Genomic DNA, 12,504 nt, shown 5'->3' with positions numbered 1-12,504 from the left:
ACAACGACGATTCACCCCTCTTCGAGAGGAACGAATCGCTCGGCAATTTGTGGTATTTTGTGGCTTATCCTCGTGCATCCGGTTCACGGGCACCGCCGCGATTTCCTTTCCTGAAAGGCAACACCATGCCAGATGACCGCGCCGCCCCACCCCTTGCTCCACCCGCGCCGCTGAACCGCCGTCTCGCCGTCGGACGCACCGACTACATTCTGCAAAGCCTCGATGCGAGCGGCTCAGTGAGTGTCGCCGACATGAGCATGACGCTCGGCGTCTCGCGCGAAACGATCCGTCGTGACCTCAAGGCGCTCGCGGAACAGGGCCGCCTGAGTCTCGTCCACGGCGGCGCGGCGAAGCGCGCGGTTGACGAACCGTCGCTTGCCACGCGCGAAGCGGCGAACGCTGCGGGCAAGGCGGCCATCGGCGCCGCTGCGGCGCAGCTCGTCGCCGACGGCATGGTCGTGCTGCTCGATTCGGGCTCCACCACGCTGGGCTTCGCCGCTGCGCTCACGAACCACAGCGACCTCACCGTCATCACCAACAGCCTGCCGATCGGCCTGCTCCTGTGCCGCGCGCCCGGCGTGAAAGTGATCGTGCTCGGTGGCGACATCGAGCCGAACGACGAAGCGGCATTCGGCATCGAGACGATGACCGCGCTCGCCCACTATCGCGTCGACCTTGTTTTTCTCGGCGTGAGCGGTATCTCGCCGGAGGGCGAATTCACCGATTACTCGCGGCTCGCCGCCGAGCAGCGGCATCTGATGATGAACGCCGGCAAGGCGGTCTACGTGCTCGCCGACCACACCAAGTTCGAGCACGGCACGCCCGTGCGGATCACGCCCGTGCCGCACATCGCAGGCGTCGTCGTCGATGCGCCGCCGCCCCCGCGTATCGCTCGTGCGTTCGAACTGCAGCAGTGGCGAGTGATCGTCGCTAGCGGCGAGCGCTGAGCCGCACACACGGGCGCTTGCCCATCCCTCTCCACATCGTTCCTCTGCGCGCACGTAGTGCCGGGTCGCGCTGCCGCTTGCCGCGCCGCATCTGACGCAATCGCTGGCAACGCATCCGCGTATCCCCTGGTGTTGTGGCAAATAGTGGCGTATTGACTGTTTTTGTTGCGCGGCCTAAAGTGACTTCAACACGCAGTCAGACAGTCAGAACAGACCTTCACGGAGACACCCCATGACGGCATCTTCCACGGCTTCCTCCCCTGCAGCTTCAGAAACCGGCGATCCGCTGCTCCTTACGCCCGGTCCACTCACCACCTCGCGCACCGTCAAAGCGGCAATGGTTCACGACTGGGGCTCGCGCGATGCGAACTTCATCGCAATCAACCGCTCAGTGCTCACGCGACTCGTCAGGATAGCGAACGGTTCGGACGACTGGGCGACGGTGCCCATGCAAGGTTCGGGCACCTTCGCCGTCGAGGCCATGCTCACGACCTTCGTGCCCGCCGACGGCGAGGTCCTCGTGCTGATCAACGGCGCCTATGGCAAGCGGGCGAAGCGCATTCTCGATATCGCCGGGCGCAGGACCGTGGTGCACGAAACGGCCGAGGACACGCCGCCGGACCTCGCCGCGGTCGAGGCGCTGCTGGCGAGCAACCCGTCCATCACGCACGTGTTCACCGTTCACTGCGAGACGACCTCGGGCATCCTCAACCCCATCGCGCAGATCGGCGCACTGGCGGCCAGATACGGCAAGGGTTATCTCGTCGATTCGATGAGCGCCTTCGGCGCGTTGCCGATCGACGTGCAGGCCATGCACATCGACGCGGTCGCCGCATCGTCCAACAAGTGCATCGAAGGCGTCCCGGGCCTCGGCTTCGTGATCTGCCGCGTCGAAGCGCTCAAGCGCACACAGGGCAACGCCACCACGCTCGTGCTCGACCTGCACGACCAGTGGCTCAACATGGAGAAGACGAGCCAGTATCGCTTCACGCCGCCCACGCACGTGATCGTTGCCTTCCACCAGGCGCTCGATGAGTTCGATGCCGAAGGCGGCGTAGCCGGTCGCGGGGGACGCTATCGCAACAACTGCCGGATCCTGCTCGACGGCATGCGCGCGCTCGGCTTCAGGCCGCTGCTCGCGGACGCGCTGCAGGCGCCGATCATCGTCACGTTCCATATGCCCGAGGACCCACTCTTCGTCTTTGCGCAGTTCTACGAAAGTTTGAAGGCGCGCGGCTTCGTGATCTATCCGGGCAAGCTGACCGTGGCCGACTCGTTCCGCATCGGCTGTATTGGCCGGATCGGCGAAAAGGAAATGCGCGCCGCACTCGCCGCGATCGGCGAAGTCCTCGAGGAAATGGGCATGGTCGGTCAGATCGAAAAACAGCCTGAATGGAGATGCAATGAGCACGCTGAATGACACCGCAGTGGCCGTGAACGGTCGCGAATACCGCTTTCCCGCCGCGCCCGTCGTGGTGATCTGCCTCGACGGCTCCGAGCCGGCGTATATCGAGGAGGCCATCAAGGCAGGCCGCGCGCCGCATCTGGCCAAGCTGCTGCGCACCGGCACGAGCCGCATTGCGCAGTGCGTGATTCCGAGCTTCACCAACCCGAACAATCTCTCGATCCTCACGGGCCGCCCGCCTAAAGTGCATGGTATTGCGGGCAACTACTTCTACGACCGTGCGAGCGGCGAAGAAGTGATGATGAACGACGCGCGTTTCCTGCGCGCACCCACGATCTTCGCGGCATTCCACGACGCCGGCGCGAAAGTGGCGGTCGTCACCGCGAAGGACAAACTGCGCACGCTGCTCGGCAAGGGGCTCGACTTCGCGAGCGGCCGCGCCATCGCGTTCTCGGCCGAAAAAGCCGATCAGGCGACACGCGAGCAGAACGGTCTCGGCGATGTGCTCGCGTTCGTCGGCAAGCCGCTGCCCGACGTCTACTCCGCCGATCTCTCCGAGTTCGTATTCGCCGCCGGCGTGAAGCTTCTCGATACGTTTCGCCCCGACCTGATGTATCTCTCGACGACCGACTACGTGCAGCACAAGGCAGCACCTGGAGCGCCGAAAGCCAACGACTTCTACGCAATGTTCGACCGCTACGTGGGCGAACTCGACGCCGCAGGCTGCGTACTCGCGATCACGGCGGACCACGGCATGAACGACAAGCACCGCGCGAATGGCGAGCCCGACGTGCTCTATCTCCAGGATCTGTTCGACGAGTGGACCGGGAAGGGTCGCGCGCGCGTGATCCTGCCGATCACCGATCCCTACGTCGCGCACCACGGCGCGCTCGGCTCGTTCGCCACCGTCTACCTCCCGGAGGGCACCGACGCCGCAGGCGCGGCGACGCTGCTCGACAAGCTGCGCCACACCGCGGGCGTGGAACTCGCGCTGACGAGCGATGCCGCATGCGAGCGCTTCGAGCTGCCGCCCGACCGGATCGGCGACATCGTCGTGGTCGGCACGCGCGCCAAGGTGTTCGGCACGAGCGCCGCGCGCCACGACTTTTCCGGCCTGACCGAGCCGTTGCGCTCGCATGGCGGGATCTCTGAGCAGGACGTGCCGCTCATTGTCAACCGCAAGACCGACTGGCCGCAGGGCCGCGCGCTGCGCAATTTCGACATCTTCGATGTCGCGCTGAACCACGTCGCACAAGCCGCCGCCGCTTGACACACGTATCAACACGAAGGCCCCCGCACGCCGCCGCTCGCATTCGCGAGGGGGGCGCGCCCAACCGGATCATAGAACGAGGTATGCGATGAACGTCATGACCAAACCCGCATTCAAGCAGGAGTCCATGCGCATCGCCGGCCGGCAGGTCTCGACCGACGAAGTGATCGAAGTCTTCAATCCCTACACGAACGAAGTGGTCGGCACCGTGCCCGCGGGCCGTCCCGAACACGTGCAGGAAGCGTTCGCCAAAGCGCACGCCGCGCGCCCGCACCTCACGCGCTTCGAGCGTCAGCGCATCCTCCAGACCACCGCCGAAGCGCTGCGCGACCGCAAGGAGGACTTCGCGCGCCTCATCACAGCGGAGTCGGGTCTGTGCTGGAAAGATTCGCTCTACGAAGCAAGCCGCGCCTACGATGTCTGGTCGTTTGCCGCGCAACTCACGATCAAGGACGACGGTGAAGTCTACTCGTGCGACATCAGCCCGAACGGCAAGAACCGCAAGATCTTCACGACGCGTCTGCCGCTGCTCGGCGTGATTTCCGCCATCACGCCGTTCAACCATCCGCTGAACATGGTGAGCCACAAGCTCGCGCCGGCCATCGCAACGAACAACCGGGTGGTGCTCAAGCCCACCGAACTCACGCCGCTCACCGCGCTCGCGCTCGCCGACGTGCTCTACGAAGCGGGCCTGCCCCCCGAGATGCTGAGCGTCGTCACCGGCAATCCGCGCACGATGGGTGACAGCATGATCACGGACCCGCATTGCGACCTGGTCACGTTCACCGGCTCGGTACGCGTGGGCAAGTACATCGCACAGCACGCAGGCTACCGCCGGACCGTGCTGGAACTGGGCGGCAACGACCCGCTCATCGTCATGGAAGACGCCGACCTCGACCGTGCCGCACTGCTTGCGGTGACGGGCGCGACCAAGAATTCCGGCCAGCGCTGCACGGCGGTCAAGCGCATTCTCGTGGTGGAAAGCGTGGCGGATGCCTTCGTCGAGCGAGTGCTCGTGCACGCGAAGAAGCTCAAGTGCGGCGACCCGATGGACCCCAGTGTCGACGTGGGGACGGTCATCAACGAAGCGGCCGCGCAACTGTTCGAGCGCCGCGTGGCCGACGCCGAAGCGCACGGCGCACGCGTGCTCTACGGCGCCCCACGCCAGGGCGCGCTGTTCGCCCCCACCGTCGTCGATCACGTGCCCTACGACTGCGAACTCGTGCGCGAGGAGACTTTCGGCCCGGTGATTCCGATCATTCGGGTTCCAAACCAGATGGACGAAATCATCCGCATCTCGAACTCGACCGCCTACGGTCTTTCCTCGGGCGTCTGCACGAATCGGCTCGACTACACCACGAAGTTCGTCAACGAGCTGGAGGTCGGCACCGTGAACGTCTGGGAAGTCCCGGGTTACCGCACGGAGATGTCGCCGTTCGGCGGCATCAAGGACTCCGGCAACGGCTACAAGGAAGGCATGGTCGAGGCGATGAAGAGCTACACCAACGTCAGGACCTGGTCCATGCCCTGGGAGTGACTGCAGCATCCGGCAGGATTGCGATGCAAGCCGCCAGCGCGCGGCCCTACGAGGTTTTTTTCAGCATCCGAACTCAAGGAAGGTTGAATATGAAAACTCAACTGATCGCCGCGGTGACCTGTGCCTTCGCTTTCGCAGCGGGCTCCGTGCATGCACAATCCGGCGTCGTGACCCTCTACAGCGCGGACGGTCTTCACGACGGCACGCCCAGCTGGTTCGGCAACCAGTTCGAAGCCTTCACGAAGGCAACGGGCATCAAGGTGCAATATATCGAGGCCGGGTCGAGCGGCGTGGTGGATCGTCTCGGCAAGGAGAAGTCGAATATTCAGGCCGACGTGCTCGTGACGTTGCCGCCGTTTATGCAGAAGGCCGCGGCCGACGGCCTGCTGCAACCCTACTCTCCGGCTGGCGCCGACAAGATCGCCGCGCGCGACAAGGATGCCAGGGGGCTGTACGTCGCCATGGTCGACAACTACCCCACGTTCATCTACAACTCCGCAGTGCTCAAGAGTGCGCCCAAGGCCTATACGGACCTGCTCGCTCCGCAGTTCAAGCAGAAGGTGCAGTACTCGACGCCGGGCCAGGCCGGTGACGGTACCGCGCTGATGTTGCAGACCTTCCACGCGTTCGACGGCAAGGACGGCGGCTTCGCGTATCTGCGCAAGCTCCAGGTGAACAACCTCGGGCCGTCGGCGTCCACGGGCAAGCTCACGGCGCTCGTGAACAAGGGCGAACTCTACGTCGCCAATGGCGATCTGCAGATGAACCTCTCGCAGATGCGCGACAACCCGAACATTTCGGTCTTCTTCCCCGCCGGCCCGAGCGGGCGCCGCGCCACGTTCTCGCTGCCCTACTACATCGGTCTCGTCGCCGGCGCGCCGCATACGGACAACGGCAAGAAGCTGATCGACTTCCTGCTGAGCGCCGAGGCCCAGCAGGACGTGAGCAAGTCCGCCTATGGCATGCCCGTGCGCACCGACGTGCATCCCACCGACGCCAACTTCAAGACGCTCAGCGCGATGCTGCAGGGCGTCGAAATCTGGGAGCCCGACTGGAACCAGGTCATGCACGACCTGAAGTCCGACGTGGCAACTTACAACCAGGCGATCTCGAGCAACTAATGGCCAATACCTTCACCATGGAACGCGGGCCTGCGCCGCAGGCCCCCGCGGTGCCGGCGGCGGTCGCGCACGGCGCCAGCGGAATCGGCTTCGAGAATGTCTCGGTGACGTACGGCGGCCAGACAATTCTCGACTCGCTCACGCTCACCGTGAAGCCCGGCGAGATCGTCGCGCTCATCGGCCCCTCGGGCTCCGGCAAGACGACCGCGCTGCGGGCCGTCGCGGGCTTCGTGCAGCCGAGCGCGGGACGCATCGTGATCGGCGCGCGCGACGTCACGCGTTTGCCACCGTATGCACGCAACATCGGCATGGTCGTGCAGAACTACGCGCTGTTTCCGCACATGCGCGTGGAAGACAACGTCGCCTTTGGCCTGCGTGCACGCGGCACCGACGCGGACGCGATCCGCACGCGGGTGCCCGAGTGCCTCGGCCTCGTCGGCATGTCGAAGTATGCGAAGCGCTATCCGCGCGAGCTCTCCGGCGGCCAGCAGCAGCGCGTGGCAATCGCGCGTGCGCTCGCGATCCAGCCCCAGGTGCTGCTGCTCGACGAGCCACTCTCCGCGCTCGACGCGCAGATCCGGCGCTCGATGCTCGACGAGCTGGCGAAGCTGCATCGCAGCCTGCCCTCGCTGACCGTGCTTTATGTGACGCACGATCAGACCGAGGCGCTCACACTCGCGAACCACATCGGCATCATGCGCGACGGCAAGCTGGTGGCCCACGGCGAGACCCAGGGGCTCTACCGGCATCCGCCGAACCGTTTTGCGGCGGAATTCCTCGGGCGTGCGAACGTGTTGCCGGCGCAGCAGCTGGTGCCCACGACCGACGGCTACGCGCGGGTGCGCTGCGGGGATTTTTCGATCGTCGGGCGCAATCATCACGGCCTGCCCGCCGCCAGCGCGTGTTACGTATGCGTGCGGCCGCACGATCTGCACTTCAGGCCGCGCACGGAAGCGTCCAATCGCGTGACGGGCGTCGTGCAGAGCGTGCAATGGCTTGGTGAACTGCACAGCGTCGTGCTCGATGTCGGCGGCGAAGCGCTACGTCTTACGCGTGCGCCGCTCGAAAGCCCGCCGGAGCCCGGCACGGCGATGTCCGTTCACTTCGACGCCGCGGACGTCACGCTCGTACCGGAGGTCGAAGGCCATGGCTGATCTCGTCATTGCGCCGCCCGCGCCGGCCGGCCGCTCCCCGGCCAGCTGGCGCGGCCTCTGGATCGCGCCGCCGCTCGTAGTGCTGGCGGCAATCTTCTTCTACCCGTTCGGCCTCATCGCGCTGCAGGCCCTGGGCGGCGGGGCCGAGGCCAGCACTCACTCGCTCACGCTCGCGAACTTCGCCGCCGTGCTGCATTCGCGACAGTTCCTGAGCGGGCTTTATCACACGATCGCCATCGCGGTCAGCGCGTCGGTGGGCTGCCTCGTGCTGGGCTTCGTGTTCTCGCTCGTGATCGCATTCGTGCCGTTTCCCGGCGCGCGCTTCGTCGGTCGGCTGATCGATACTTTCATCGCACTGCCAACCTTTCTCGTCGCGCTCGCCTTCACGTTCGTGTACGGCTCGGCGGGTCTGTTGAACCAGTCGTTGATGACGTTCTTCCACCTGAACCTGCCGCCCGTCGACTTCCTGTACACGCAGTGGGGCGTCGTGCTCTCCGAGGTGACGGTCTATACGCCGTTCATCATGCGCCCGCTGCTTGCCTGCTTCTCGCAGATCGACAACGCGCAGATCGAAGTGGCGAGCAGTCTCGGCGCGAAGCCGCTGCGCATCCTCCGGCAGATCATCCTGCCCGCCGCGTTGCCCGCGCTGCTCGCGGGCGGCAGCCTCTGCCTGCTGCTGACCGTCAACGAGTTCGGCATCGTGCTGTTCATCGGCGCGAAAGACGTGATCACCCTGCCGCTGCTCATCTACGGCAAGGCGATTCAGGAGTTCGACTACACCACGGCCTGCGTGATTGCCGTCATCAACATCGCGCTGTCGCTCGGGCTCTACGCCTGCTACCGGACAGTCGTGTCACTTTGCGGAGGTCGCCGTGCTGCTTTGGGCTAAATGGGCAAAGGTGTCGACCTGGAGTGCGGCGGCGCTGCTATTCGCCGCGATCTATGGATTGCCGGTCGCGATGATCGCGCTCGCCAGCGTGAGCGGACAGTGGAACGGCATTCTGCCGAGCCACCTGACGCTCGCGCACTACGCGCGGGTGTTCCACACGGATTCGGCCGACCAGTTGCGCGTGAGCGTGCTCACCGGGGCGCTCGCCAGTGCGGCGGCACTCGTGAGCGGCACATGGGCGGCACTCGCGCTGCGCGGCATGAAGGGCATGCCGAGACGCGTGCTCGACGTCGTCTTCTTCGTGCCGAGCGCGGTGCCGTCGGTTTCCATCGGGCTTGGATTGCTCGTCGCGTTCAGCCAGCCGCCCGTCCTGCTCAACGGCACGGCGTCGATCGTGCTTCTCGGCCATTTCCTGCTGATTTCGGCGTTCACGTACGGCAATGTGTCGGCGGGGCTCTCGCGGCTCGCGCCGGAGTACGGCGAGGTCGCCGAAAGCCTCGGCGCGCGGCCGTTCTACCAGCTGACCCGCGTGACACTGCCGCTCATCGCACCGTATCTGCTCGCGTCGTTCAGCCTGAGCTTCGCGTTGTCGATGGGCGAACTGGGCGCGACGCTGATGATCTATCCACCTGGCTGGGTCACGCTGCCCGTGGGCATCTTCGCGCTGTCCGACCGTGGTGCGATCTTCGATGCGTCGACCCTCACGATGGTGCTGGGAGGCGGCACGCTCCTCGTGCTGCTCGCGCTCTCGCGCGTCTCGACCAAAGCGGCGGTGCGCTGATGATACTCGAGGAGGCGATCGAGGCAGGCGTGCAGGCGGTGTAGCCAAAACAACACAAAGGAGGCGCCGGATGATCCTGATCGTGCTTCATCTCGCGGGCGGTGTCGCCCTGCTCACGTGGGGCCTGCACATGGTCGAGTCCGGGCTCATGCGCGCGTTCGGCGCCTCGCTGCGGCGCTTCATGGCGCGCAGCCTCGGCAACCGCTTCAATGCATTCTGTGCAGGACTCGCGATCACCGGCGCGCTGCAGAGCAGTACGGCAACTGGCATGATCGCGTCGTCCTTCGCGGCGCGCGGCCTGATGGGAGCGGTGACGGGACTCGCCGTGATGCTCGGCGCGAACGTGGGCTCGACGCTCATCGTGCAGGCGTTCTCGCTTGACCTCAGCTGGATTTCGCCCGCGTGCCTGCTCATCGGCATGGCTTTGTTCGAAAGGGGCAAGGGCTCGCGCAACCGCGATATCGGCCGGGCATCGATCGGGCTCGGACTCATGCTGCTCGCGCTCACGCTGCTCGTCTCGACGGTGCAGCCCGCGGAAACCGCGCCCGCGCTGCGTACGGTACTCGGCGCGCTGTCCGGCGAGCCCGTGCTCAACGCCGCGCTGGCGTGCGTGCTCACGTGGGCCGCGCATTCGAGCATTCCGGTCGTGTTGTTCGTGATGTCGCTCGCGAAGCTGCATACCGTGCCTCTGGACATCGCGATCGCCATGGTGCTCGGCGCGAACGTCGGGAGCGCGCTCAATCCGTACTTCGAGGCGGCGAAGGGGCACGATCTCAGCCGCCGCAGGCTGCCCGCCGGCAACCTGCTGCTGCGCGGCGGCGTGTGCGTGCTGCTGCTCGCCGTGTGCTCGCCGCTCGCGCGCCTGCTCGACACGCTGCCCGGCGACGCCAGCCGCACGATCGCCGATTTTCACACTGGCCTGAACGTCGCCATCGCAGTCGTGTTCATCGGACTGCTCGATCCGGTAGCGCGTCTGCTGGAGCGCATCATGCCCTCGCCCGCTGCGGGCGACGATACGTGCTCGCCGCGCTACCTCGACGAAAGCGCCTTGCAGTCTCCGCCGCTGGCGCTGGCGTGCGCGGCGCGCGAAGTGATCAGAATGAGCGAGATCGTCGAGGCGATGCTGCGCGAGAGCGTGCCGGTGCTGCTTGCCAATGACCGCCGCGCAGTGAGCGATGTCGCGAGCCGTGACGACACCGTGGACGTGCTCCACGACGCGATCAAGCGCTACGTCACCGAACTGACCCGCGAGCCGCTCAGCGAAGAGGACCGGCGCTGGGCATCGGACATCATGACCGCCGTGATCAATCTCGAGCATATCGGCGACATCATCGACAAGAATCTGCTCGAGATCGCACAGAAGAAGATCAAGATGCAGCTGAGCTTTTCGGCGGAAGGCACCGAAGAGCTGCGCATGCTGCATGACTCGGTGATCGACAGCTTTCGCCGCGCCCAGGCCCTGCTCGTGTCGGGGCGCACACAAACCGCCGCGCAGCTCATCGCCGACAAGCAGGCCCTGAGGCAACTCGAACGATCGGCGCGCGAACGCCACCTCGAACGGTTGCGCGACGGCCAGCCGGACAGCCTGGCCTCGAGTTCGCTGCATCTCGACGTGCTGCGCGATCTCGTGCGCATCCAGTCACATATTTGCGCGCTCGCTTATCCTTTGCTGGAACGCGACAAAGCGGATGAAGCGGCGGCGCAGGTTTGAGGGGGCGCCGCTCGCCTGGCGGTTGCTATACCGGCGCAATCGCCGGTTGTCGTTGGTGATTGCGTGCCATCCACTCGCTGAAGAGCTTCACCTTCGGCTGATGTGCCACGCACTCGGGATAGACAAAGTAATAGCGCGCGCCCGTTTCGATCACCGTGTCGAACGGCATGACAAGCCGCTTCGCCACGAGGTCGTCATCGACCAGCGTGCGGTCGCCGATCGCAATGCCGAAGCCTTGCATGGCCGCGTTCGTGGCCAGATCGAGCGTTTCGAAACTCGGACCCATGTTTGCGTCCACCTGGGTCGCGCCAACCTGATCGAGCCACTGTCTCCAGTCACGATGGTCTCGCGTCGGATGCAGCAGCGTAAATTGCGAGAGATCGTCGAACTGTGCGAGCGGCTTGCTGTTCAGCAGTTCCGGCGCGCATACCGGCGTGATCTGCTCGTCGAAGAGCGGCACCGCGTGAACATCGGCGCCTGGGGACGAACCGTAGATGATCGCGGCGTCGAACGGCTCGGCCTGGAAGTCGACGTCATGCTGCCAGGTTGCCGTAATCTGCACCAGCAAGTCTGGGTGCTCGCCCTGAAACCGCATGATTCTTGGCAACATCCAGCGCATGATGCAGGTCGGCACCTTCATGGCGAGATCGGTGCGCTGCCGCGTCAAGCGCGCCGACGTCTCCTCGATGCGCGCGAGGCCCTCCCTCACGACGGGCAGCAGCATCTCGCCTTCGGTCGTCAGCGTGAGCCCCTTTTTTCCTCTGATGAAAAGCGGAAACTTGTAGTAGTCCTCCAGCGAGAGGATCTGTCGGCTCACCGCGCCCTGCGTGAGACACAGGTGTTCTGCAGCACACGTGAAGCTGCGGTGGCGCGCGACCACTTCGAATACCTGCAGTGCGTTGAGTGGAGGAAGGCGTCTCATGGGATTCGCGTTTCCGGTTTGACGGAAGCAGGCTAGTGAAGGATCTTTGAAAGGAAGTCCTTCGCGCGACTGGACTTCGGCTGCGCAAAGAACGCCTCCTTGAGATCGTCTTCGACGATACACCCCTGGTCCATGAAGATCACGCGATTCGCCACCTTCTTCGCGAAGCCCATCTCGTGCGTGACGCACATCATCGTCATGCCTTCCTGGGCGAGTTCGACCATCACGTCCAGCACCTCGTTGATCATCTCCGGATCGAGTGCCGAGGTTGGCTCGTCGAACAGCATCGCAATCGGGTCCATCGACAACGCGCGGGCGATTGCGACACGCTGCTGCTGACCGCCGGAGAGCTGGGCAGGAAACTTGTCCGCGTGAGCGCGCAAGCCCACGCGATGCAGCAGCCCCAGGGCCTTTTGCGCGGCCTCGTCCTTGTGCCGGCCAAGCACCTTCACCTGCGCGAGCGTGAGGTTTTCGGTAATCGACATATGCGGGAAGAGTTCGAAATGCTGAAAAACCATGCCCACTTTCGAGCGCAGCTTCGACAGATTGGTCCTTCTGTCGCCGACCGACTCGCCGTTGATCCTGATCTCGCCGTTCTGAAACGGTTCGAGGCCGTTGACCGTCTTGATGAGCGTCGATTTTCCTGAGCCCGACGGCCCGCACACCACGACGACTTCGCCTTTTTTCACTTCCGTCGTGCAGTCAGTGAGCACCTGGAACTGACCGTACCACTTCGATACGTTGCTAATGGTAATCATGTGGAAACC

Annotated in this window: 11 protein-coding genes; 9 read left to right on the top strand and 2 right to left on the bottom strand. The window is 64.9% G+C overall.

Annotation, left to right across the window (positions count from 1 at the left end):
- The first annotated feature begins 125 nt into the window (after positions 1-125).
- The 9 genes from AB4Y36_RS30990 to AB4Y36_RS30950 all read left to right on the top strand — a co-directional run bounded on the left by AB4Y36_RS30990 (position 126) and on the right by AB4Y36_RS30950 (position 10,815).
- Entirely contained in the window at positions 126-947 is an 822-nt protein-coding gene (locus AB4Y36_RS30990) for a DeoR/GlpR family DNA-binding transcription regulator (protein WP_368685017.1), read from the top strand.
- Positions 948-1,179: 232 nt separating this feature from the next.
- On the top strand, positions 1,180-2,367 hold the full coding sequence (locus AB4Y36_RS30985) for a 2-aminoethylphosphonate--pyruvate transaminase (RefSeq protein WP_368685016.1): 1,188 nt from the start codon (positions 1,180-1,182) through the stop codon (positions 2,365-2,367).
- The gene (phnA, locus tag AB4Y36_RS30980; RefSeq protein WP_368685015.1) at positions 2,351-3,622 is read left to right on the top strand and encodes a phosphonoacetate hydrolase; all 1,272 of its coding nucleotides are present in this window, start codon (positions 2,351-2,353) and stop codon (positions 3,620-3,622) included. The genes AB4Y36_RS30985 and phnA overlap by 17 nt, the downstream gene beginning before the upstream one ends.
- Before the next feature lie 88 nt (positions 3,623-3,710).
- Positions 3,711-5,159, top strand: coding sequence for a phosphonoacetaldehyde dehydrogenase (gene phnY / locus AB4Y36_RS30975; RefSeq protein ID WP_368685014.1), 1,449 nt, complete (start codon positions 3,711-3,713; stop codon positions 5,157-5,159).
- 89 nt (positions 5,160-5,248) lie between these two features.
- Complete coding sequence (locus tag AB4Y36_RS30970; RefSeq protein WP_069267228.1) at positions 5,249-6,280, top strand: 2-aminoethylphosphonate ABC transporter substrate-binding protein; 1,032 nt, start codon at positions 5,249-5,251, stop codon at positions 6,278-6,280.
- A complete protein-coding gene (locus tag AB4Y36_RS30965) occupies positions 6,280-7,434 on the top strand; it encodes an ABC transporter ATP-binding protein (RefSeq protein WP_368619675.1) in 1,155 nt (384 codons plus the stop codon). Before AB4Y36_RS30970 ends, AB4Y36_RS30965 begins: the two co-directional genes overlap by 1 nt.
- Positions 7,427-8,323 carry a 2-aminoethylphosphonate ABC transporter permease subunit gene (locus AB4Y36_RS30960; RefSeq protein WP_368685013.1) on the top strand — a complete coding sequence of 299 codons (897 nt, stop codon included), beginning with the start codon at positions 7,427-7,429 and terminating at the stop codon, positions 8,321-8,323. Before AB4Y36_RS30965 ends, AB4Y36_RS30960 begins: the two co-directional genes overlap by 8 nt.
- Positions 8,307-9,104: an ABC transporter permease subunit gene (locus AB4Y36_RS30955; protein WP_368685012.1), complete on the top strand. Its 798-nt coding sequence runs from the start codon at positions 8,307-8,309 to the stop codon at positions 9,102-9,104. Before AB4Y36_RS30960 ends, AB4Y36_RS30955 begins: the two co-directional genes overlap by 17 nt.
- Before the next feature lie 70 nt (positions 9,105-9,174).
- Complete coding sequence (locus AB4Y36_RS30950; protein ID WP_368685011.1) at positions 9,175-10,815, top strand: Na/Pi cotransporter family protein; 1,641 nt, start codon at positions 9,175-9,177, stop codon at positions 10,813-10,815.
- 25 nt (positions 10,816-10,840) lie between these two features.
- Here the strand turns inward: AB4Y36_RS30950 and AB4Y36_RS30945 are convergent, their stop codons facing one another.
- Positions 10,841-11,737 (bottom strand): LysR substrate-binding domain-containing protein, encoded by an 897-nt coding sequence (locus AB4Y36_RS30945; RefSeq protein WP_368619672.1) that lies wholly within the window; start codon positions 11,735-11,737, stop codon positions 10,841-10,843.
- A 32-nt stretch (positions 11,738-11,769) separates the two neighbouring features.
- On the bottom strand, positions 11,770-12,495 hold the full coding sequence (locus tag AB4Y36_RS30940) for an amino acid ABC transporter ATP-binding protein (protein WP_368685010.1): 726 nt from the start codon (positions 12,493-12,495) through the stop codon (positions 11,770-11,772).
- Positions 12,496-12,504: the final 9 nt, after the last annotated feature.

It is taken from the genome of Paraburkholderia sp. BR10936, assembly GCF_040965735.1.
Taxonomy (GTDB): Bacteria; Pseudomonadota; Gammaproteobacteria; order Burkholderiales; family Burkholderiaceae; genus Paraburkholderia; species Paraburkholderia nodosa_A.
Note: the sequence above shows the minus strand (reverse complement) of the source record. Positions and strands in the feature narration are given on the sequence as shown.